This is a genomic window from Candidatus Symbiopectobacterium sp. NZEC151, assembly GCF_025962655.1.
Taxonomy (GTDB): domain Bacteria; phylum Pseudomonadota; class Gammaproteobacteria; order Enterobacterales; family Enterobacteriaceae; genus Symbiopectobacterium.
Genome location: NZ_JAGFPE010000002.1, coordinates 1 through 21,847, shown reverse-complemented (window position 1 = coordinate 21,847; position 21,847 = coordinate 1). Strand labels below are relative to the sequence as shown.

Annotated in this window: 20 protein-coding genes and 1 tRNA gene; 20 read left to right on the top strand and 1 reads right to left on the bottom strand. The window is 53.8% G+C overall.

Annotation, left to right across the window (positions count from 1 at the left end; translation table 11 throughout):
• Positions 1-36: 36 nt before the first annotated feature.
• Positions 37-1,323, bottom strand: a complete 1,287-nt coding sequence (locus tag J5067_RS08120; protein ID WP_264645057.1) for a citrate synthase — start codon at positions 1,321-1,323, stop codon at positions 37-39.
• A gap of 652 nt (positions 1,324-1,975) precedes the next feature.
• Between J5067_RS08120 and sdhC the strand changes: the two genes are divergently transcribed.
• From sdhC to J5067_RS08020, 20 genes are all read left to right on the top strand, one after another.
• Positions 1,976-2,365, top strand: a complete 390-nt coding sequence (sdhC, locus tag J5067_RS08115) for a succinate dehydrogenase cytochrome b556 subunit (RefSeq protein WP_264645058.1) — start codon at positions 1,976-1,978, stop codon at positions 2,363-2,365.
• Positions 2,359-2,706 (top strand): succinate dehydrogenase membrane anchor subunit, encoded by a 348-nt coding sequence (gene sdhD / locus J5067_RS08110; protein ID WP_264645059.1) that lies wholly within the window; start codon positions 2,359-2,361, stop codon positions 2,704-2,706. The genes sdhC and sdhD overlap by 7 nt, the downstream gene beginning before the upstream one ends.
• A complete protein-coding gene (sdhA, locus tag J5067_RS08105) occupies positions 2,706-4,472 on the top strand; it encodes a succinate dehydrogenase flavoprotein subunit (protein WP_264645060.1) in 1,767 nt (588 codons plus the stop codon). Before sdhD ends, sdhA begins: the two co-directional genes overlap by 1 nt.
• Positions 4,473-4,490: 18 nt before the next feature.
• On the top strand, positions 4,491-5,207 hold the full coding sequence (locus tag J5067_RS08100) for a succinate dehydrogenase iron-sulfur subunit (protein ID WP_264645061.1): 717 nt from the start codon (positions 4,491-4,493) through the stop codon (positions 5,205-5,207).
• 312 nt (positions 5,208-5,519) lie between these two features.
• Positions 5,520-8,327 carry a 2-oxoglutarate dehydrogenase E1 component gene (gene sucA, locus J5067_RS08095; protein WP_264645062.1) on the top strand — a complete coding sequence of 936 codons (2,808 nt, stop codon included), beginning with the start codon at positions 5,520-5,522 and terminating at the stop codon, positions 8,325-8,327.
• A 15-nt stretch (positions 8,328-8,342) separates the two neighbouring features.
• Positions 8,343-9,566 carry a 2-oxoglutarate dehydrogenase complex dihydrolipoyllysine-residue succinyltransferase gene (gene odhB, locus J5067_RS08090; protein ID WP_264650868.1) on the top strand — a complete coding sequence of 408 codons (1,224 nt, stop codon included), beginning with the start codon at positions 8,343-8,345 and terminating at the stop codon, positions 9,564-9,566.
• A 152-nt stretch (positions 9,567-9,718) separates the two neighbouring features.
• Entirely contained in the window at positions 9,719-10,885 is a 1,167-nt protein-coding gene (sucC, locus tag J5067_RS08085) for an ADP-forming succinate--CoA ligase subunit beta (protein ID WP_264645064.1), read from the top strand.
• Positions 10,885-11,757 (top strand): succinate--CoA ligase subunit alpha, encoded by an 873-nt coding sequence (sucD, locus tag J5067_RS08080; protein WP_264650867.1) that lies wholly within the window; start codon positions 10,885-10,887, stop codon positions 11,755-11,757. The genes sucC and sucD overlap by 1 nt, the downstream gene beginning before the upstream one ends.
• A 791-nt stretch (positions 11,758-12,548) precedes the next feature.
• Positions 12,549-14,117, top strand: coding sequence for a cytochrome ubiquinol oxidase subunit I (gene cydA, locus J5067_RS08075; RefSeq protein ID WP_264645066.1), 1,569 nt, complete (start codon positions 12,549-12,551; stop codon positions 14,115-14,117).
• A 13-nt stretch (positions 14,118-14,130) separates the two neighbouring features.
• A complete protein-coding gene (gene cydB / locus J5067_RS08070) occupies positions 14,131-15,270 on the top strand; it encodes a cytochrome d ubiquinol oxidase subunit II (protein ID WP_264650866.1) in 1,140 nt (379 codons plus the stop codon).
• A gap of 15 nt (positions 15,271-15,285) precedes the next feature.
• The gene (gene cydX / locus J5067_RS08065; RefSeq protein WP_195314819.1) at positions 15,286-15,408 is read left to right on the top strand and encodes a cytochrome bd-I oxidase subunit CydX; all 123 of its coding nucleotides are present in this window, start codon (positions 15,286-15,288) and stop codon (positions 15,406-15,408) included.
• Positions 15,405-15,698 carry a cyd operon protein YbgE gene (gene ybgE, locus J5067_RS08060; RefSeq protein WP_195314803.1) on the top strand — a complete coding sequence of 98 codons (294 nt, stop codon included), beginning with the start codon at positions 15,405-15,407 and terminating at the stop codon, positions 15,696-15,698. Before cydX ends, ybgE begins: the two co-directional genes overlap by 4 nt.
• Before the next feature lie 329 nt (positions 15,699-16,027).
• Positions 16,028-16,432 (top strand): tol-pal system-associated acyl-CoA thioesterase, encoded by a 405-nt coding sequence (gene ybgC, locus J5067_RS08055; RefSeq protein WP_264624109.1) that lies wholly within the window; start codon positions 16,028-16,030, stop codon positions 16,430-16,432.
• Entirely contained in the window at positions 16,429-17,112 is a 684-nt protein-coding gene (tolQ, locus tag J5067_RS08050) for a Tol-Pal system protein TolQ (protein WP_264645068.1), read from the top strand. The genes ybgC and tolQ overlap by 4 nt, the downstream gene beginning before the upstream one ends.
• Positions 17,113-17,124: 12 nt before the next feature.
• Complete coding sequence (gene tolR, locus J5067_RS08045; RefSeq protein ID WP_264645069.1) at positions 17,125-17,547, top strand: colicin uptake protein TolR; 423 nt, start codon at positions 17,125-17,127, stop codon at positions 17,545-17,547.
• 77 nt (positions 17,548-17,624) lie between these two features.
• Entirely contained in the window at positions 17,625-18,815 is a 1,191-nt protein-coding gene (tolA, locus tag J5067_RS08040) for a cell envelope integrity protein TolA (RefSeq protein ID WP_264645070.1), read from the top strand.
• Positions 18,816-18,967: 152 nt separating this feature from the next.
• The gene (tolB, locus tag J5067_RS08035; RefSeq protein WP_264645071.1) at positions 18,968-20,260 is read left to right on the top strand and encodes a Tol-Pal system beta propeller repeat protein TolB; all 1,293 of its coding nucleotides are present in this window, start codon (positions 18,968-18,970) and stop codon (positions 20,258-20,260) included.
• A gap of 31 nt (positions 20,261-20,291) precedes the next feature.
• Positions 20,292-20,798: a peptidoglycan-associated lipoprotein Pal gene (pal, locus tag J5067_RS08030; protein ID WP_264624106.1), complete on the top strand. Its 507-nt coding sequence runs from the start codon at positions 20,292-20,294 to the stop codon at positions 20,796-20,798.
• A 9-nt stretch (positions 20,799-20,807) separates the two neighbouring features.
• The gene (gene cpoB, locus J5067_RS08025) at positions 20,808-21,599 is read left to right on the top strand and encodes a cell division protein CpoB (RefSeq protein WP_264650865.1); all 792 of its coding nucleotides are present in this window, start codon (positions 20,808-20,810) and stop codon (positions 21,597-21,599) included.
• A gap of 171 nt (positions 21,600-21,770) precedes the next feature.
• Positions 21,771-21,846: transfer RNA gene (locus tag J5067_RS08020), tRNA-Lys, on the top strand.
• Position 21,847 lies beyond the last annotated feature (1 nt).

Below are 21,847 nucleotides of genomic sequence, written 5' to 3'. Positions count from 1 at the left end.
CCCGGCTTGTCGGTGTGGCTGCCTCGCGGATGACGCTTAGCGATTGTTGAGCGAAGAGGTGAAGTCGCGTTTGTCGTAGCCGGTGTACAGCTGGCGCGGACGCGCAATCTTCAAGCCGTCGTCGTGCATTTCGTTCCAGTGGGCAATCCAGCCGACGGTGCGTGCCATCGCGAAGATCACGGTAAACATGGAAGACGGAATACCCATCGCTTTCAAAATGATACCGGAGTAGAAATCCACGTTGGGGTAGAGTTTTTTCTCGATAAAGTAGGGATCGTTGAGCGCAATGTGTTCCAGCTCCATAGCCACTTCCAGCAGGTCATCTTTCATGCCCAGCTCTTTAAGCACTTCATGGCAAGTTTCACGCATCACGGTGGCACGCGGGTCATAGTTTTTATACACCCGGTGGCCGAAGCCCATCAGGCGGAAGGAGTCGTTCTTGTCCTTGGCGCGTCTGACGAATTCAGGAATATGCTCAACCGAGTTGATCTCCTCCAGCATTCGCAGACAGGCTTCGTTGGCACCGCCGTGCGCCGGTCCCCACAGAGACGCGATGCCCGCAGCGATACAGGCAAACGGGTTTGCACCGGAAGACCCTGCGGTACGCACCGTCGAGGTGGACGCGTTCTGTTCATGGTCGGCATGCAGGATCAGAATGCGATCCATGGCGCGTTCCAGTACCGGATTCACCACATACTCTTCGCACGGCGTAGCGAACATCATATGCAGGAAATTACCGGCGTAGGACAGGTCGTTGCGCGGGTAAACGAACGGCTGACCGAGTGAGTATTTGTAACACATGGCGGCCACGGTCGGCATTTTGGACAGCAGGCGATACGCGGCGATTTCGCGGTGACGCTCAATGCTGATATCCAGTGAGTCGTGGTAGAACGCCGCCAGCGCACCGGTTACGCCGCACAACACCGCCATCGGGTGAGAGTCGCGACGGAAACCGTGGAACAGACGCGTAATCTGTTCGTGGATCATGGTGTGACGGGTTACCGTGGTTTTGAAGGTGTCAAACTGCTCGGCGGTTGGCGCTTCGCCGAACAGCAGAATGTAGCAGACTTCCAGATAGGTGGATTTCTCCGCCAATTGGTCAATAGGGAAGCCGCGATGCAGCAGCACCCCTTTATCACCGTCAATGTAGGTGATTTTGGATTCGCAAGACGCCGTGGAGGTAAATCCCGGATCGAACGTAAAAAAGCCTTTGGAACCGAGGCTACGGATATCGATTTCGTCTTGTCCAAGCGTGCCGGACAACACATCAAGCTCGATGGGCTCTTTACCATTTAGGGTAAGTGTCGCTTTCTTATCAGCCATTTACAGTCTCCTTAGCGCTTTAATTTTAAAAATTTATCACCGAAGAAATACCGTTATGCCTGTACACCGAACGGAGAAACTCGGCCAAAACGCCGAGGTCTCGGCATTTGCACCTATCAGGGTACAGCATCGGGCAGTGGCCGGGCTCACCACCCCATCAAAGGAAAACCGTGTTCTTCTGGTTAGTAACGATTCTCTAAATTCTAGTCTACTCTAGTCATTAACATGACTTTATACGTGGAATTCGACTTTCCACTGTTACACAAGTCATGTCACTTGGGAAAGCCTATCTTGAATTCTTTAACGGATGACTTTCAGATTACAGCTCTATTTGTAATTTAATTGTTTAATATATGTCAAATGAGATGGTTAATTTTATATAAAATGTGAAATAAGTGATCTCACTCACTGTTTAGCTGAAATGTCACTAAACAATTTGTGGGCTAATTGTAATAAGATTGTGAAGTACTTATACTCGCCTCAGGTCTCCGGAACCCCCTGAAGTAGGAGCACCCAGCGTGAATAAGTCATGTGCCGTTTAACATGGGATGTTGACGTTAAGGCCAACGTATCACCCGGAAGCATGTGGCTGCATTCTTCGCGCTGTCTGACCTAGTTACAGGTCCGGAGGAACGAAAAATAATAAAGGTGTGTGGGCAAATCCGTGAAAAAACAAAGACCTGTCAATCTGGATCTGCAAACGATCCAGTTTCCCGTAACTGCGATAGCCTCAATTCTTCACCGTGTCTCTGGCGTAATTACCTTTGTGGCCGTCGGCATTCTGCTGTGGCTGCTCGGGCACTCTCTTGCCTCAGAAGAGGGATTCCTGTACGCCGCGGCCATTCTGGATAGCGTGATTGTTAAATTTATTCTGTGGGGCATCCTCACCGCGCTGGCCTACCACATCGTTGGCGGATTACGCCACCTGATGATGGACTTTGGCTTTCTGGAAGAAGATCTCGCGTCGGGAAATCGTTCCGCAAGGCTCTCTTTTATCATTACTGTCGTGCTTTCACTACTGGCTGGAGTCCTCGTATGGTAAGCAATGCTTCTGCATTAGGACGTAATGGCGTTCACGATTGGCTGCTCATTCGCGCTTCTGCCATTGTTATCGTGCTCTACGTGATTTATCTCATCGGTTTCATCGCGACGGCGGGGGATATCACCTATCCGGTCTGGCGCGGTTTCTTCGCGATGCCCCTTACCAAAGTGTTCACGCTGCTGACGCTGTTCGCCATCCTGGTTCACGCCTGGATAGGAATGTGGCAGGTGCTGACTGACTACATCAAGCCGCTGGCGCTGCGTCTGATATTGCAACTCGCCATCGTGGTGGCGCTGCTGGTGTACGTTATTTATGGAACCGTTGTGGTGTGGGGTGCGTGATGAATTTACCAATTAGGCAATTTGATGCCGTTGTTGTCGGCGCAGGCGGTGCAGGTATGCGCGCTGCGTTACAAATCTCCCAAATGGGGCTTTCCTGTGCCCTGCTGTCCAAGGTATTCCCGACGCGCTCGCACACGGTGTCTGCGCAGGGCGGTATTACCGTCGCACTGGGCAATACCCATGAAGATAACTGGGAATGGCACATGTACGATACCGTAAAAGGGTCGGACTACATTGGCGATCAGGATGCCATCGAATACATGTGCAAAACTGGCCCGGAAGCCATTCTGGAACTGGAACATATGGGGCTGCCTTTCTCTCGTCTGGATGATGGCCGCATCTATCAGCGTCCGTTCGGCGGGCAATCGAAGAATTTCGGTGGTGAGCAGGCGGCGCGTACGGCCGCAGCGGCTGACCGTACCGGCCATGCCCTGTTGCATACGCTTTATCAGCAAAACCTGAAAAATCACACCACCATCTTCTCTGAATGGTATGCGCTGGATCTGGTGAAGAATCAGGATGGCGCAGTGGTCGGCTGTACCGCTATCTGTATTGAGACCGGCGAAGTGGTCTATTTCAAAGCGGGTGCAACGATACTGGCAACCGGTGGTGCAGGCCGCATCTACCAATCCACCACCAACGCCTACATCAATACCGGTGACGGCGTCGGCATGGCGCTGCGTGCCGGTGTGCCGGTGCAGGATATGGAAATGTGGCAGTTCCACCCGACCGGAATTGCGGGCGCGGGGGTGTTGGTGACCGAAGGCTGCCGTGGTGAAGGGGGCTATTTGCTCAACAAGCACGGTGAGCGTTTTATGGAGCGCTATGCGCCTAACGCCAAAGATCTGGCTGGCCGCGATGTGGTTGCGCGCTCCATCATGATTGAAATCCGTGAAGGGCGCGGCTGCGACGGCCCGTGGGGCCCGCACGCCAAGCTGAAACTGGATCACTTGGGTAAAGAGGTGCTGGAATCACGCCTGCCGGGCATTCTGGAGCTGTCTCGTACTTTTGCTCACGTCGATCCAGTGAAAGAACCGATTCCGGTCATTCCCACCTGCCACTATATGATGGGCGGTATTCCCACCAAGGTGAGCGGTCAGGCGTTGACGGTCAATGAAAAGGGCGAAGATGTTGTGGTGCCGGGGCTGTTTGCCGTCGGGGAGATTGCCTGCGTTTCCGTACACGGCGCTAACCGTTTAGGCGGTAACTCGCTGCTCGATCTGGTGGTGTTTGGCCGCTCTGCCGGCATGCATTTGCAAGAATCGCTGCAAGAGCAGGGTGAACTGCGCGATGCCAGCGACAGCGATGTTGAAGCGGCGTTGGAACGTTTGAACCGCTGGAACAACAATCGCACTGGGGAAGATCCGGTGGAAATCCGCAAGGCATTGCAATCCTGCATGCAGAACAACTTCTCGGTGTTCCGTGAAGGGGATGCGATGGCGAAAGGGTTGGAAGAGCTGAAGGTGATTCGCGAGCGTCTGAAAAATGCGCGCCTTGATGACACCTCTACGGAGTTCAATACCCAGCGCATTGAGTGTCTCGAACTGGATAACCTGATGGAAACTGCCTATGCAACGGCCGTCTCCGCCAATTACCGTACCGAAAGTCGTGGGGCGCACAGCCGCTTCGACTACCCGGATCGCGATGATGAAAACTGGTTGTGTCATTCGCTGTATTTGCCGCAAAACGAGAGCATGACGCGCCGTGAGGTGAACATGCAACCTAAATTACGTCCGGCGTTTCCGCCGAAAATACGTACTTACTAATGTCGCGGAGATGGCACGATGAAACTTGAATTTTCAATTTATCGCTACAACCCGGATGTTGACGACGCGCCGCATATGCAGGAGTACACGCTTGAGGCGGAGGAAGGGCGCGACATGATGTTGCTTGACGCGCTGATCCAGCTGAAAGAGCAAGATCCTACGCTGGCGTTCCGTCGCTCTTGCCGTGAAGGGGTCTGTGGTTCTGACGGCCTGAACATGAACGGCAAAAACGGGCTGGCTTGCATCACGCCTGTCTCGGCGCTGCAACGGGCTAAAGGTAAAATTGTCATCCGTCCATTGCCGGGATTACCGGTAATCCGCGATTTGGTGGTGGACATGGGACAGTTCTATGCCCAATATGAGAAAATAAAACCTTACTTGTTGAATAATGGACAGAATCCACCGGCACGTGAACATTTGCAGTCGCCGGACCAGCGTGCCAAGCTGGATGGATTGTATGAGTGCATCATGTGCGCCTGCTGTTCCACGTCTTGTCCGTCGTTCTGGTGGAACCCGGATAAATTTGTGGGCCCGGCGGGGCTGCTGGCGGCTTACCGTTTCCTGATCGACAGCCGTGATACGGAAACCAAGCCGCGACTGGATGCGCTGGATGATGCCTTCAGCGTATTCCGCTGCCACAGCATCATGAACTGCGTCAATGTCTGCCCGAAAGGACTCAACCCCACGCGGGCGATTGGGCACATCAAATCGATGTTGTTGCAACGCGGGGCCTAAAGTACCGCGCGAAACCGCGTAAGCGCCGCCGCGCAGAGAAATTACGGCGCGGCGCAGAGGTAAAACTGCCGTAGTGTGCAGTGGTAAGACGTAACATGATTATCCCCCCGGCAGTTAGCGGGGGGATGATAGGAAACCTTTAAAAACGGGCTTGTGCGCCAAACCGGTTTTTAAAGGTTCCTTAAAGGGTAAGGATACCCTGGCCCTGCGTATCTGACAGGGAAATGAACCGTTTACGGTGCCTGGTTTTTTTACGGCACAGGACATGTTAACCACGGCGAAAACTGAAGCTTATTAGCTTAAGGGATCACAATGCAGAACGGCGCAATGAAGGCCTGGCTGGATTCCTCCTATCTGGCGGGCGCGAACCAGTCCTACATAGAACAGCTCTATGAAGATTTTTTAACCGATCCGGATTCTATCGATCTTAGCTGGCGGTCTATCTTCCAGCAGTTGCCTACGGCGGGGGTCAAACCCGATCAACTGCACTCCAAAACGCGCGACTATTTCCGCCGTCTGGCGAAAGATGCCTCGCGCTTTAGCTCCTCTGTGACCGATCCTGACATTGACGCCAAGCAGGTCAAAGTATTGCAGCTGATTAACGCGTTTCGTTTCCGTGGACATCAGCAAGCCAAGCTGGACCCGATCGACTTACGCCCGCAAGCCCCGGTTGCTGAACTCGATCTGGCCTACCATAACCTGACGGCAGATGACCTTCAGGATTCCTATAACGTGGGCTCTTTTGCCATTGGCAAAGAGACCATGAAGCTCGGTGAATTGTATGACGCCTTGAAGCGCACCTACTGCGGTTCTATCGGTGCGGAATACATGCACATCACCAGCACCGATGAAAAACGCTGGATTCAGCAGCGTATCGAATCCATCACCGGCCAGCCTTCTTTTAGTTTGGAAGAGAAGTATCGCTTCCTGAAAGAGCTGACGGCGGCGGAAGGGCTTGAGCGCTACTTGGGTGCCAAATACCCCGGCGCTAAACGCTTCTCGCTGGAAGGTGGCGATGCGCTGGTGCCGATGCTCAAAGAGATGATCCGCCACGCGGGCAACAACGGCACGCGCGAAGTGGTGTTGGGCATGGCGCACCGTGGCCGCCTCAACGTGCTGGTTAACGTACTGGGCAAAAAGCCGCAGGATTTGTTCGATGAGTTTGCCGGTAAGCACAAAGAGCATCTCGGCACCGGTGATGTGAAATACCATCAGGGCTTTTCGTCTGAATTCGCGACTGAAGGCGGTCTGGTGCATCTGGCGCTGGCGTTTAACCCCTCGCACCTTGAGATTGTCAGCCCGGTGGTGACCGGTTCCGTGCGTGCGCGCCTCGATCGTCTCAGCAGTGAGAGCGGCCCACGCGTGTTGCCGGTGACCATTCACGGCGATGCCGCCATCAGTGGGCAGGGCGTGGTGCAGGAACTGCTGAACATGTCCACCGTGCGCGGCTACGAAGTGGGCGGTACGTTGCGTATCGTGATCAACAACCGCATTGGTTTCACCACCTCCAACCCGCTGGATATTCGTTCCACGGAATATTGCACCGACATTGGCAAGATGGTGCAAGCACCGATTTTCCACGTCAACGCTGACGACCCGGAAGCGGTCGCCTATGTGACGCGTCTGGCGCTGGATTTCCGCAATGAGTTCAAACGCGATGTGTTTATCGATCTGATTTGCTACCGTCGTCATGGTCACAACGAAGCGGATGAGCCAAGTGCCACGCAGCCGATGATGTACCAGAAGATCAAAAAACACCCGACGCCGCGCAAGGTGTATGCCGATCGCCTGGAACTGGAAAAAAGCATCACGCTGGAAGATGCCACCGTACAGGTTAACCTGTATCGCGACGCGTTGGACGCGGGCGAATGCGTGGTGGAAGAGTGGCGTGAAATGGACATGCAATCCTTTACCTGGACGCCTTACCTGAACCACGAGTGGGATGAACCCTATCCACACAAAGTGGAGATGAAACGCCTGCAAGAGTTGGCAAAACGCATCAGTGAAGTGCCGGAAGCCATCGAGACGCATCCGCGTGTTACCAAGGTGTATGCCGATCGTGCCGAAATGGCGTTGGGTAATAAGCCCTTCGATTGGGGCGGCGCCGAAACCCTGGCTTACGCCACGCTGGTGGATGACGGTATTCCTATTCGAATTTCCGGTGAAGACAGCGGTCGTGGCACTTTCTTCCACCGCCACGCCGTGGTGCATAACCAAAAGAATGGCTCGAGCTACACGCCGCTGGAACACGTGCATAACGCGCAGGGCACGTTTAACGTGTGGGACTCGGTGTTGTCCGAAGAGGCGATTCTGGCGTTTGAATACGGATATGCCACGGCAGAGCCGCGCACGTTGACCATTTGGGAAGCGCAGTTCGGCGATTTCGCCAACGGTGCGCAGGTGGTGATCGATCAGTTCATCAGCTCCGGTGAGCAGAAGTGGGGACGCATGTGCGGCCTGGTGATGCTGCTGCCGCACGGCTATGAAGGTCAGGGTCCGGAGCACTCCTCCGCGCGCCTCGAGCGTTATCTGCAACTGTGCGCTGAGCAAAACATGCAGGTGTGCATTCCGTCGACCCCGGCGCAGGTTTACCATATGTTGCGTCGTCAGGCGCTACGCGGTATGCGGCGTCCGCTGGTGGTGATGTCACCGAAATCGTTGTTGCGCCATCCGTTGGCGATCTCCTCGTTGGAAGAGTTGGCAAACGGCGCGTTCCAGCCGGCTATCGGTGAAATTGACGAACTTGATCCGCAAGGAGTGAAGCGCGTCGTGCTCTGTTCCGGCAAGGTCTACTATGATTTATTGGAACAGCGTCGTAAGAATGAACAGAACAACGTGGCGATTGTGCGCATCGAGCAACTCTACCCGTTCCCGCAGCAGGCGGTACAAGCGGCGTTAGCGCCGTTTGCGCATGTGCATGATTTTGTCTGGTGTCAGGAAGAGCCGCTTAATCAGGGAGCATGGTATTGCAGCCAGCACCATTTCCGCGAAGTGATTCCCTTTGGAGCGTCTTTGCGTTACGCCGGACGCCCGGCCTCCGCCTCTCCGGCGGTCGGTTATATGTCTGTGCATCAGAAACAACAGCAAGATCTGGTTAACGACGCGCTGAACGTTGATTAAATAAAAGGATAGATAATGAGTAGCGTAGATATTCTTGTCCCTGACCTTCCCGAATCGGTAGCGGATGCTTCCGTGGCGACCTGGCATAAAAAGCCGGGTGACAGCGTCCAGCGTGATGAAGTGCTGGTCGAAATTGAAACCGATAAAGTGGTGCTGGAAGTGCCGGCGCCTGAAGCGGGCGTGCTGGATGCCGTGCTGGAAAGCGAAGGCGCTACGGTGACATCGCGCCAAATTCTTGGGCGTCTGCGTCGGGGCGACAGCTCCGGTAAAGAAACCAGCGAAAAATCGCAGAGCAAAGAGTCTACGCCTGCCCAGCGCCATACCGCCGGGTTGACCGAAGAGAACAACGACGCGCTCAGTCCGGCAATTCGTCGTCTGATCGGTGAGCACGGTCTGGATGCGGCTGCGATCAAAGGCAGCGGCGTCGGTGGCCGTATCACGCGTGAAGATGTGGAGAAGCATCTGGCGGCGCAGACGCAGGCTGCCAGCGGCAGTGATAAAAAAGCGGAGAAAGCGCAAGCTGCACCCGCTTTGGCCCATCGCAGCGAAAAACGTGTGCCGATGACACGCCTGCGTAAGCGTGTTGCGGAACGCCTGCTCGAAGCGAAAAACAGTACCGCCATGTTGACGACCTTTAACGAAGTCAACATGAAGCCGATTATGGACCTGCGTCAGCAGTACGGCGATGCGTTTGAAAAACGCCACGGTGTGCGCCTGGGCTTTATGTCGTTCTACATCAAAGCCGTGGTGGAAGCGCTGAAACGCTACCCCGAGGTGAACGCCTCCATTGACGGCGAAGATGTGGTGTACCACAACTATTTTGATGTCAGTATCGCGGTCTCCACGCCGCGCGGTCTGGTCACGCCAGTGCTGCGCGATGTCGATGCGCTGGGTATGGCTGATGTTGAGAAGAAAATCAAAGATCTCGCGGTGAAAGGGCGCGACGGCAAACTGACGGTAGAAGAACTGACCGGCGGTAATTTCACCATTACCAACGGTGGCGTGTTCGGCTCCCTGATGTCCACGCCAATCATCAACCCGCCGCAAAGTGCGATTCTGGGCATGCATGCCATCAAAGACAGGCCGATGGCCGTGGAGGGGCAGGTGGTGATTCTGCCGATGATGTATCTGGCGCTTTCTTACGATCACCGGCTGATTGATGGTCGCGAATCCGTGGGCTTTTTGGTCACGGTAAAAGAGATGCTGGAAGATCCAACACGCCTGCTGCTGGATGTATAGCGTGTGATGACGTAGACCGCCGCCGCCTGCCGAGCGGCGGTCATACGGGAGTATTGGTTTACTTTGTGCTATGCAGCCGCCCCTGGCGGCGTTATCCAATAATATCAAGAAAGTCATGCGACTTATCTTCAAACCGAGATGGATAGAACATCATGAATTTACATGAATATCAGGCAAAACAGCTCTTTGCTCGATATGGCCTGCCGGCGCCGACCGGTTATGCCTGCACCACGCCGCGCGAAGCAGAAGAGGCCGCCTCGAAAATTGGCACCGGTCCGTGGGTGGTGAAATGCCAGGTGCATGCGGGTGGCCGTGGTAAAGCGGGCGGCGTAAAAGTGGTGAGCAGCAAAGAAGATATTCGCGCGTTTGCGGAAAATTGGCTGGGCAAACGTTTGGTTACCTACCAAACGGATGCGCAAGGTCAGCCTGTACACCAGATTCTGGTGGAAGCTGCAACCGACATCGATCAAGAACTCTATCTCGGTGCTGTGGTCGATCGCGCTACGCGTCGCGTGGTGTTTATGGCCTCGACTGAAGGCGGGGTGGAAATTGAAAAAGTCGCGGAAGAGACGCCGGAACTGATTCATAAAGCCGCGCTCGATCCGTTGACCGGCCCGCAGCCTTATCAGGGCCGTGAGCTGGCCTTTAAACTGGGCCTGAGCGGCAAGCAAGTGGCGCAGTTCACCAAGATTTTCATGGGACTGGCGACGCTGTTCCTGGAGCGCGATCTGGCGCTGGTAGAGATTAACCCGCTGGTGATCACCAAGCAGGGCGATCTGATCTGTCTGGACGGCAAACTCGGCGCTGACGGCAATGCATTGTTCCGTCAGCCGGAACTGCGCGAAATGCGCGATCCGAGTCAGGAAGATTCCCGCGAAGCGCACGCGGCGCAGTGGGAACTGAACTATGTGGCGCTCGATGGCAATATCGGCTGCATGGTGAACGGTGCGGGTCTTGCCATGGGCACCATGGACATCGTCAAACTGCACGGCGGCGCACCGGCCAACTTCCTGGATGTGGGCGGTGGCGCAACCAAAGAGCGCGTAACGGAAGCCTTTAAAATCATTCTCTCCGACGACAACGTGAAAGCGGTACTGGTCAATATCTTTGGCGGTATCGTGCGCTGCGACCTGATCGCTGATGGCATCATTGGTGCGGTAGCCGAAGTGGGCGTTAACGTACCTGTGGTGGTGCGCCTGGAAGGAAACAATGCGGAACTGGGTGCCAAGAAACTGGCGGACAGCGGCCTGAATATCATCGCCGCCACCAGTTTGACAGATGCGGCTCAGCAGGTTGTGAAGGCAGCGGAGGGTAAATAATGTCTATTTTGATTGATAAACACACCAAAGTCATTTGCCAGGGATTTACCGGCAGCCAAGGCACCTTCCACTCTGAGCAAGCACTCGCTTACGGTACGCAACTGGTGGGCGGCGTGACGCCCGGTAAAGGCGGCACAGAACATTTGGGTTTGCCGGTGTTTAATACCGTGCGCGAAGCGGTGGAAGCGACCGGCGCTACGGCTTCGGTGATCTACGTACCGGCACCGTTTTGCAAAGACTCGATTCTGGAAGCGATTGATGCGGGTATTGAGCTGGTTATCTGTATCACTGAAGGTATCCCGACGCTGGATATGCTGACCGTGAAGGTGAAGCTGGAACAGAGCGGTGTGCGGATGATTGGGCCGAACTGCCCGGGCGTCATTACGCCGGGTGAATGCAAAATTGGCATTATGCCCGGCCATATTCACAAGCCGGGTAAAGTGGGGATCGTTTCACGTTCAGGAACGCTGACCTACGAAGCGGTTAAACAGACCACGGATACCGGGTTGGGTCAGTCAAGCTGTGTCGGTATCGGCGGCGACCCGATTCCAGGCTCCAACTTTATCGATATTCTGGCGCTGTTCGAGCAGGATCCGCAAACCGAGGCCATCGTGATGATCGGTGAAATCGGTGGCACGGCGGAAGAAGAAGCGGCAGCCTATATCAAAGCGCATGTTACCAAACCGGTGGTAGGGTACATCGCCGGTGTGACGGCACCGAAGGGCAAGCGCATGGGCCATGCGGGTGCCATCATTGCCGGTGGTAAAGGCACGGCGGATGATAAATTCGCTGCGCTGGAAGCCGCTGGCGTGAAAACGGTACGCAGCCTGGCGGATATCGGCGATGCGGTGAAAGCTGCGTTGGCACGCTAGTACCGGCTACTACCGTCATTCTCGCGAAAGCGGGAATCTCTTGCAGGTGAAACGCGTTTCTTCTCACAGAGATCCCCGGCTTTCGCCGAGGATGACGAGGAATAAAGTGCAGTTTGGGGGCCATCTTTGGATGGCCCTTTTTTATTGTCTGTACAGTAATAAAAGAAGAATACAAAAATAATTAAGACCCGTTATTAATCCAGTGCTCAATATATTAACCATGGCAACATTAAATTAACAATTTAAACAATGTGGTTATGGTTAAATCATCTACGCTTGATAGGGCAGAAAATTAACTCTGCGCGAGCAAGTCAAAAATTGGTTTGCTAATTGATGCCGTTGTTACGTTTATTTCTACATTTATTTAACAACTAATAGCATGGCGAAAACCTGGTAAACCAGAAATTAACATTAGCGGCGCTATTTGCGCCAGATCAAAATCTTAAGCTGGCTATAAACAGGGAAATACGCTTAAATTGCGCCACATCAATTTTCACCGAAGGTGCGCCGAAAGGGTAAAGTTGATTTGAAACCAAAAACACAATCTGTGTCACGTAAAAACCTATTTATTGTAGGGGATTACAAGCGTAATATAGCCGCTACCCTGTTTGTGGTATCGTTTTAAGCTATTTTTAACGTGTTTTCTTTGGCTTGTTATTGGTTTAACGGTGAACTCTCGCTGTTTATAAAAGCCGGTTCTGAAGCAATTTTCTGTTGTGTTCTTTTTGGGTGTTTAGCGGCTTGTTGGCATTGACAAGCTAAAACCTTCCTGCGAGGAGCAAGGAGTCAAGATGTTTGATATAGTCGAACTGTCACGTTTACAGTTTGCCTTAACCGCGATGTACCATTTCCTTTTCGTACCATTAACGCTGGGGATGGCGTTTTTGTTGGCGATCATGGAAACGGTCTATGTGCTAACGGGCAAACAAATCTACAAGGATATGACCAAGTTCTGGGGCAAATTGTTTGGTATCAACTTTGCACTGGGCGTGGCCACCGGGCTGACCATGGAGTTCCAGTTCGGTACTAACTGGTCCTATTTCTCTCACTATGTCGGGGACATTTTCGGCGCGCCGCTGGCGATTGAAGGCCTGATGGCGTTCTTCCTCGAATCAACGTTTGTTGGCTTGTTCTTCTTTGGCTGGGATCGCCTGGGCAAAGTGCAACACATGGCTGTGACCTGGCTGGTGGCGTTGGGGTCCAACTTCTCCGCGCTGTGGATTCTGGTCGCGAACGGCTGGATGCAAAACCCCATCGCGTCCGAATTCAATTTCGAAACCATGCGCATGGAAATGGTGAGTTTCTCTCAACTGGTGCTGAATCCGGTTGCGCAGGTGAAATTCGTCCATACCGTGGCCGCAGGTTACACCACTGGTGCCATGTTCATTCTGGGTATCAGTGCTTACTATCTGCTCAAGGGCCGTGATTTGGCCTTTGCCAAACGCTCATTCGCCATCGCTGCCAGCTTCGGCACTGCGGCTGTGCTGTCAGTTATCGTACTGGGTGATGAATCTGGCTATGAAATGGGCGACGTCCAAAAAACCAAGCTGGCCGCTATTGAAGCCGAGTGGGAAACCCAACCGGCACCTGCCAGCTTTACGCTGTTCGCCATTCCTAATCAGGACAAAATGGAGAACCAGTTCGCGGTGCGCATTCCGTTTATGCTGGGGCTTATCGCCACGCGTTCGACGGATGGCGTGGTGCTGGGGCTGCGTGAGCTGATGGATGGTCATCAGGTGCGTATTCGCAACGGCATCAAAGCGTATGAGTTGCTGGAACAGCTGCGTGCGGGTAATACCGATCCGGCGGTGCGTGAAGCCTTTAACCAGACCAAACAGGATCTGGGTTACGGCATGCTGCTCAAACGATACACGACGGACGTTGCTAACGCGACAGAAGCGCAAATTCAGCAGGCGACCAAGGATTCAATTCCTCGCGTTGCGCCACTCTACTTCTCGTTCCGCATCATGGTGGCCTGTGGCGTACTGATGCTGCTGATTATCGGCCTGTCGTTCTGGAGCGTGATCAGAAACCGTATCGGTAAAAACAAGCTGCTGCTGCGTGCGGCCTTGTTCGGTATTCCGTTACCGTGGATTGCGGTTGAAGCCGGTTGGTTTGTTGCTGAGTACGGCCGCCAACCCTGGGCTATCGGTGAAGTGCTGCCAACGGCGGTGGCGAACTCTTCGCTCACGGCCGGTGACATCCTGCTGTCGATGGGCTTGATTTGCGGTTTGTATACGTTGTTCCTGGTCGCCGAAATGTATCTGATGTTCAAATTCGCGCGCCTCGGCCCAAGCAGCCTGAAAACAGGGCGTTATCACTTTGAACAGCCGTTGACGCTGGCTCAGGACGCACGGTAAACAGGAGTCCACTATGTTTGAATATGAAGTATTACGTTTTATCTGGTGGCTGTTGATTGGCGTGCTGATGATTGGTTTCGCCATCACTGACGGCTTTGATATGGGCGTTGGCGTGCTGGTGCGCGTGATGGGGCGTAATGATGTAGAACGCCGTATCATGATCAACAGCATCGCTCCGCACTGGGACGGTAACCAGGTGTGGCTTATCACCGCGGGTGGGGCATTGTTTGCTGCCTGGCCGATGGTGTATGCCGCCGCGTTCTCCGGTTTCTATATCGCGATGATTCTGGTGCTGGCATCGTTGTTCTTCCGCCCGATCGGTTTTGACTACCGCTCCAAGCTGGAAGACCCGCGCTGGCGCAACATGTGGGACTGGGGCATCTTCATCGGTAGCTTTGTGCCACCGGTGGTGATCGGTGTGGCGTTCGGTAACCTGTTGCAGGGCGTGCCGTTCCATATCGATGCCAGTGCCAGGTTGTTCTACACCGGTAGCTTCTTCCAACTGCTCAACCCGTTTGGCCTGTTGGCGGGCGTTGTCAGCCTGACCATGATCCTGACTCAAGGGGCTACCTACCTGATGATGCGCACCAACGGCGATCTGCATGTGCGTTCCAAAGGTGCAGCTCAGTTGTCGGCGTTGGTGATGATGGTGACCTTTGCGTTGGCTGGCGTGTGGGTGATTTACGGTATCGATGGTTACACCATCACCTCCGTGCTGGACAAGGCGGCAGAGTCTAACCCGTTGCACAAAGAAGTGGCGCATCAGGCCGGTGCCTGGTTGGCTAACTTCACGGCGCATCCGGTGCTGTGGGCGATCCCGCTGTTGGGCGTGGTGTTGCCGCTGCTGACTATCGCGACGGCGCGTGCTAACAAGGGCGGCCTGGCCTTCCTGTTCAGTTCGCTGACTATCGCCTGCGTTATCCTGACCGCTGGGGTTGCCATGTTCCCGTTTGTGATGCCTTCCATCACACAACCGAACGTGAGCCTGACCATGTGGGATGCCACCTCGAGCCTGTACACGCTGAAAGTGATGACGATCGTCGCGATTATTTTTGTACCCATCGTGCTCTCTTACACGGCATGGTGTTACTACAAAATGTTCGGTCGTATTACCAAAGAGCATATTGAACAGAACACCCACTCTCTGTACTAAGTAAGGAGCTTAATGATGTGGTATTTTGCCTGGATACTCGGAACGCTTCTTGCTTGTTCGCTGGGGATTATTACCGCTCTGGCGTTAGAGCAGAGTGAAGCGACCAAAGCGAAAGCGGCAGAAGACAACGCGCAATGAGTAGTCTGGTTGATAAACTCTACCAGCTTATGGACAAGGGCCCGTTACGGGCTCTTGCCCTGCTCATGGCATTGCTGATGGCAGGCTGTGTGATGTGGGACCCGACACGCTTTGCCGCGCGCACCAGCGCGTTGGAAGTGTGGCAAGGCCCGTTGCTGGTGTGGGCGGTGTGCACCGGTGTGATATACGGGGTAGGGTTTCGCCAACAGCGCCTGCTGTGGCGCGTGATTTTTGCGCCTTTTCCTGCCTTTGTGATCCTGCTCGCAGGGCTAATTTACTTCTTTCGCTAGTATCTACCCTAAATAATTCGAGTTGTAGGAAGGCGGCAAGGGAGCGACAAATTTGTCTGGAACAAATTTGAGCAGCGCTTGCGCTGACCCGTAGGGTGAATCTCAGGATGAGATTCATTAATCCCGGTGAACTTACTTAGGTAAGTGATTCGGGTGAGTGAGCGTAGCCAACGCACCTACAGCTTGAAGTATGACGGGTATGTTCTATTCCGTTTGGTTATGGGTTGCGCGCAACCCATAATTATTTTATTTCCCTCTAAGCTAGCCATTCCAAACCTCATTTCTCTTGCGTATAGTAGCGGTGTTTCGTTGTATTACCGGGATGTAGAGTGAGCAATACGTTGTTTCGTTGGCCTGTGCGTGTCTACTATGAAGACACAGACGCCGGTGGCGTGGTGTATCACGCCCGTTATATCGCCTTCTATGAGCGTGCGCGGACAGAAATGTTACGCCAGCACGGCTTTCATCAGTGCGCCTTGCTGGAAGAGCATGTGGCTTTCGCTGTGCGCCGTATGGCGGTCGAGTATTTTTCTCCGGCCCGTCTGGATGATTTATTGAACGTAGAGAGTGAAATCACAGTGATACGCGGTGCTTCTCTCACGTTTGCTCAGCGTATTCTCAATTCTCACGGCGATCTGTTGAGTCAGGCCGACGTATTGATCGCTTGTATCGATCCACATCACATGAAGCCCATCGCGCTTCCTAAGTCTATTGTCGCGGAGTTTAAGCAGTGACTGACATGAATATCCTTGATTTGTTCCTGAAAGCCAGTCTTTTAGTGAAACTTATCATGCTGGTTTTGATTGGTTTTTCCATCGCTTCTTGGGCGATCATCATCCAACGCACGCGCATTTTGAATACCGCTACGCGTGAAGCTGAAGCCTTTGAAGATAAATTCTGGTCAGGCATTGAACTCTCCCGGCTGTATCAGGAAAGCCAGACGCGCCGCGATTCGCTGGCAGGTTCAGAGCAGATCTTCTATTCCGGCTTCAAAGAGTTTGCCCGGTTGCATCGGGCTAACAGCCATGCGCCGGAAGCCGTGGTGGAAGGGGCTTCTCGCGCCATGCGTATCTCCTTTAACCGCGAGTTGGAAATGCTTGAAACCCACATCCCGTTCTTGGGAACCGTCGGCTCTATCAGCCCGTATATCGGCCTGTTCGGTACCGTGTGGGGGATCATGCACGCCTTTATCGCGTTGGGTGCGGTTAAGCAGGCCACGTTGCAAATGGTTGCTCCGGGTATTGCCGAGGCACTGATTGCGACCGCCATTGGTCTGTTTGCGGCGATCCCGGCGGTAATGGCCTATAACCGTCTGAATCAGCGCGTGAATAAACTGGAGCAGAACTACGACAACTTCATGGAAGAGTTCATCGCTATCCTGCATCGTCAGGCCTTCACTGAAAATAGCAAGTAATCAGGAGGCAGCATGGCTCGTTCACGTGGTCGCCGGGATCTAAAATCCGAAATTAACATCGTTCCATTGCTGGACGTGCTATTGGTGTTGTTGCTGATTTTCATGGCAACGGCACCCATCATCACGCAGAGTGTGGAAGTGGATTTGCCTGATGCGACAGATTCCAAAACCGTCTCCACTAACGATAACCCGCCTGTTATCGTTGAGGTGTCGGGCGTAGGCCAGTACAGCTTGGTTATCGAGCAAAAGCGGATGGAGCAACTTCCCGCAGAGCAGATTGTGGCGGAAGCCCAGGCGCGTATGGTTGAGAATCCCAAGTCAGTGTTTTTGATCGGTGGCGCGAAAGATGTGCCCTATGAAGAGATCATCAAGGCACTGAACTTGCTGCGTCAGGCCGGGGTTAAATCAGTAGGTCTGATGACTCAGCCTATATAATCAATGCGTTGCAGTCAAAGCGTGACGTTTTTTCTGGCAATCGTTAATTACAGCAACACAGTATTTGGGAATCGCTTGTGCTAAAGGCCACCGAAAAACCTGATAAGTTAAAACGCGCTATTATCGTCTCGGCCGTTTTGCACATCATACTGATTGCTTTGCTGGTTTGGAGCTCATTCCATTCCTCTATGGATGCCAGTGGCGGCGGTGGCGGCGGCTCGGCAATCGATGCGGTAATGGTTGATCCCAATGCCGTTGTCGAACAGTACAACCGCCAGCAACAGCAGCAGAGCGATGCAAAGCGTGCTGAACAATTGCGCAAAAAGCAGGCTGAACAGCAGGCTGATGAGTTACAGCAAAAGCAGGCTGCTGAGCAACAGCGCTTAAAAGAGCTAGAGAAAGAACGCCTGCAAGCGCAAGAAGACGCCAAGCAGCAGGCGCAAGAGCAGGCCGAGCAGCGTAAGCAGTCAGAAGCCGCTGCCGCTAAGGCCAAAGAACAGCAGCAGCAGGCGGAAGCCGCTGCGGCGAAAGCGAAAGCAGAAGCTGAACAACAAGCCAAAGCCACCGCTGACGCGAAGAAAAAAGCTGAAGAAGAAGTGAAGAAACAGGCAGCCGCTGCTGCTGCCGCGAAAAAGCAGGCTGAAGAAGAAGCCAAGGCCAAAGCGGTAGCCGATGCAAAAGCCAAAACCGATGCTGAAGCCAAGGCGAAAGCGGAAGCCGATGCCAAAGCGAAGGCCGCAGAAGCCAAGGCGGAAGCGGATGCCAAGGCCAAAGCGGAAGCCGATGCCAAAGCAAAAGCCGCTGCTGATGCGAAAGCCAAAGCCGCAGCAGACGCAAAGGCTAAGGCGGCTGCGGATAAAAAAGCCGCAGCGGAAGCCGCGGCACAGTCTGATTCAGTCGACGATCTGCTCGGTGGTTTGGCGTCGTCGAAAAACGCGCCTAAATCGGGTGGCGGTGCGCCAGCCGGCGCCGGTGCGGCGAAAAAGAGCGGTGCCTCCGGCGCCGCCCTGGACAGTTATGGCGGTCAGGTGCGCGCGGCGATCCAGAGTAAATTCTATGATTGGCAGCTTTATCGGGGTAAAACCTGTACATTGCGCATCAAGCTGGCACCGGATGGTCTGCTCGTGTCCGTTGATGCGGAAAGTGGCGATCCGGCACTGTGTCAGGCGGCGATTGCCGCAGCGAAGCAGGCAAGAATACCGAAGCCGCCAAGCACGGATGTGTATGAAGCTTTCAAAAACGCACCGATTGATTTCAAACCGCAATAATCGTGGCGTGCAGTACGAGGCTAAAGGTGCCGCTATAGCACCTTTAGGACAAGGATGATGGCACCACCCACGGGTATTGTGTTTTGGTGATACCGGTATGTTAAAATTCTGCTAATTTATCCGAGGCGATACCTCTGGATAAGGGAGATGAAATGAAGCAGGCATGTAAAGTTGCACTAGGGTTTTTAATGCTGTGGGTCACAGCGCTGCACGCCGAAGTGCGTATCGAGATTACCCAAGGGGTTGACTCGGCACGTCCAATCGCCGTGGTTCCGTTTAAGTGGGCTGGCGGCGGTGCGGCTCCGGAAGATATTGGTGGTATCGTTGGTGCGGATCTGCGCAACAGCGGTAAATTCAATCCGATCGATCCCAGCCGTATGCCGCAGCAGCCGGGTTCTGCCTCGGAAGTCACCCCTGCGGCCTGGACGGCGCTGGGTATTGATTCCGTTATCATCGGCCAGGTTCAGCCTGGTGCGGACGGCAGCTACGTGATCTCTTACCAACTGGTTGATACCTCGGGTAACCCGGGCAGCGTATTGGCGCAAAACCAGTTCAAGGTCACCAAACAGTGGCTGCGTTATGCCGCGCATACCGCCAGTGATGAAGTGTTCCAGAAATTAACCGGTATCAAAGGTGCTTTCCGTACCCGTATCGCCTATGTGGTGCAGACCAACGGCGGTCAGTTCCCTTACGAACTGCGCGTCTCTGACTACGATGGCTACAACCAGTTTGTGGTGCACCGCTCTCCTGAGCCGTTGATGTCACCGGCCTGGTCGCCGGATGGCAGCAAGGTGGCATACGTCACCTTTGAAAGCGGTCGTTCTGCGCTGGTGATTCAAACGTTGGCCAATGGCGCAATCCGTCAGGTTGCGTCCTTCCCGCGTCACAACGGTGCTCCGGCGTTTTCCCCGGATGGCAGTAAACTGGCCTTCGCGCTTTCCAAAAGCGGCAGCCTGAACCTGTATGTCATGGACATCGGCTCCGGTCAGATCCGTCAGGTGACGGATGGTCGCAGCAACAATACTGAGCCAACCTGGTTCCCCGACAGCCAGACTTTGGCATATACTTCGGATCAGGCTGGACGTCCACAAGTCTACAAAATTAACGTCAATGGCGGAGCTCCGCAGCGTATCACCTGGGAAGGGGCGCAGAATCAGGACTCAGAAGTCAGTGACGATGGCAAAATGCTAGTAATGGTGAGCTCCAACGGCGGCGCTCAGCATATTGCTACACAAGATCTGGTGACGGGGGCCGTTCAAGTCATTACGGGCACCTATCTGGACGAAACGCCGAGTATCGCACCGAACGGCACGATGGTGATTTACAGCTCTAAACAAGGGCTGGGCTCAGTGCTGCAACTGGTGTCTACTGACGGACGTTTCAAAGCGCGTCTTCCGGCAACTGATGGACAGGTTAAATTCCCTGCCTGGTCGCCGTATTTATAAACATAAATAATTTTTTCAAAGGACATAAGAGATGCAATTCAATAAAGTACTGAAAGGCCTGATGTTGGCTCTGCCGGTGCTGGCTATCGCCGCATGTAGTTCACACAAGAAAGACGGCAATGACCAGTCTACCGTTGGCACTGCAGGCAGCGGTTATGAAAACGGCAATATGTCTTCTTCTGAGCAGGCTCGCCTGCAAATGCAAGAACTGCAACGCAACAACATCGTATACTTCGATCTGGACAAGTACGATATCCGTTCTGACTTCGCTCAGATGCTGGACGCGCACGCTTCCTTCCTGCGCAGCAACCCGTCCTACAAAGTGACCATCGAAGGTCATGCGGATGAACGCGGTACGCCGGAATACAACATCGCCCTGGGCGAACGTCGCGCAAGCGCTGTTCAGATGTACCTGCAAGGCAAAGGTGTTTCTTCCGATCAGATCTCTATCGTTTCTTACGGTAAAGAGAAACCTGCGGTTCTGGGTCATGACGAAGCGGCATGGTCCAAAAACCGTCGTGCGGTCCTGGTATACTAAGAGCATTGCATGAACAGTAACTTCAGACGTCATCTCGTGGGTCTGTCGTTATTGGTTGGCGTAGCGGTCCCTTGGGCCGCTACTGCCCAAGCGCCAATCAGTAATGTCGGCTCTGGCTCGGTGGAAGACCGTGTCACCCAAATGGAGCGTATTTCCAACGCTCACAGCCAGCTTTTAACTCAACTTCAGCAGCAGCTTTCTGATACGCAGCGCGATATTGACAGTTTGCGCGGGCAGATTCAGGAAAATCAGTACCAGTTAAATCAGGTTGTTGAACGCCAGAAGCAAATCTATCAGCAAATGGATAGCATGGGCTCTTCGTCGTCAACGCCGTCGGCGTCTTCTGCGCCAGCAACCGATACCGGTGCTTCCACCGCCAGCCCCGCCAGCAATGGTGCGGGCGCGGCCGTTGCACCGGCCAGTACGGGTGACGCCAACAGCGACTACAACGCTGCGGCGGCATTGGTGCTAGAGAAAAAGCAGTACGATCAGGCTATTGCTGCCTTTCAGGCATTTATCAAAAAATATCCTGATTCAACCTACCAGCCGAATGCCAACTATTGGCTGGGCCAGTTGAACTACAACAAAGGTAAGAAAGACGACGCCGCTTACTACTTTGCGAACGTGGTCAAGAATTACCCCAAATCCCCCAAAAGTTCCGAAGCCTTACTCAAGGTTGGGGTGATCATGCAGGAAAAGGGGCAGACGGATAAAGCGAAGGCTGTCTACCAGCAGGTCATCAAACAATATCCCAACACAGAAAGCGCCAAGCAGGCACAAAAACGACTGACTGGGCTTTAACCCCTTTCCAGGCACAAAAATTGCGCGTCATGAGCGATTTTTGTGCTTTGTCGTTTGATGATTAAGCAGTTGAACAGTTTTTCAGGAAAATAGGTTGCACTGAGCGGATAAGTTAGTAATATATGCCGCCGTTGCCAAGGCAAGGTGAAAACGCCGAAGTAGCACCATGATGGGTCGTTAGCTCAGTCGGTAGAGCAGTTGACTTTTAATCAATTGGTCGCAGGTTCGAATCCTGCACGACCCACCAT

Coding starts and splice junctions, on each gene's coding strand:
- J5067_RS08120 (WP_264645057.1), bottom strand. CDS start 1,323: ATGGCTGATAAGAAAGCGACACTTACCCTAAATGGTAAAGAGCCCATC.
- sdhD (WP_264645059.1), top strand. CDS start 2,359: ATGGTAAGCAATGCTTCTGCATTAGGACGTAATGGCGTTCACGATTGG.
- sdhA (WP_264645060.1), top strand. CDS start 2,706: ATGAATTTACCAATTAGGCAATTTGATGCCGTTGTTGTCGGCGCAGGC.
- J5067_RS08100 (WP_264645061.1), top strand. CDS start 4,491: ATGAAACTTGAATTTTCAATTTATCGCTACAACCCGGATGTTGACGAC.
- sucA (WP_264645062.1), top strand. CDS start 5,520: ATGCAGAACGGCGCAATGAAGGCCTGGCTGGATTCCTCCTATCTGGCG.
- odhB (WP_264650868.1), top strand. CDS start 8,343: ATGAGTAGCGTAGATATTCTTGTCCCTGACCTTCCCGAATCGGTAGCG.
- sucC (WP_264645064.1), top strand. CDS start 9,719: ATGAATTTACATGAATATCAGGCAAAACAGCTCTTTGCTCGATATGGC.
- sucD (WP_264650867.1), top strand. CDS start 10,885: ATGTCTATTTTGATTGATAAACACACCAAAGTCATTTGCCAGGGATTT.
- cydA (WP_264645066.1), top strand. CDS start 12,549: ATGTTTGATATAGTCGAACTGTCACGTTTACAGTTTGCCTTAACCGCG.
- cydB (WP_264650866.1), top strand. CDS start 14,131: ATGTTTGAATATGAAGTATTACGTTTTATCTGGTGGCTGTTGATTGGC.
- cydX (WP_195314819.1), top strand. CDS start 15,286: ATGTGGTATTTTGCCTGGATACTCGGAACGCTTCTTGCTTGTTCGCTG.
- ybgE (WP_195314803.1), top strand. CDS start 15,405: ATGAGTAGTCTGGTTGATAAACTCTACCAGCTTATGGACAAGGGCCCG.
- tolR (WP_264645069.1), top strand. CDS start 17,125: ATGGCTCGTTCACGTGGTCGCCGGGATCTAAAATCCGAAATTAACATC.
- tolB (WP_264645071.1), top strand. CDS start 18,968: ATGAAGCAGGCATGTAAAGTTGCACTAGGGTTTTTAATGCTGTGGGTC.
- pal (WP_264624106.1), top strand. CDS start 20,292: ATGCAATTCAATAAAGTACTGAAAGGCCTGATGTTGGCTCTGCCGGTG.
- cpoB (WP_264650865.1), top strand. CDS start 20,808: ATGAACAGTAACTTCAGACGTCATCTCGTGGGTCTGTCGTTATTGGTT.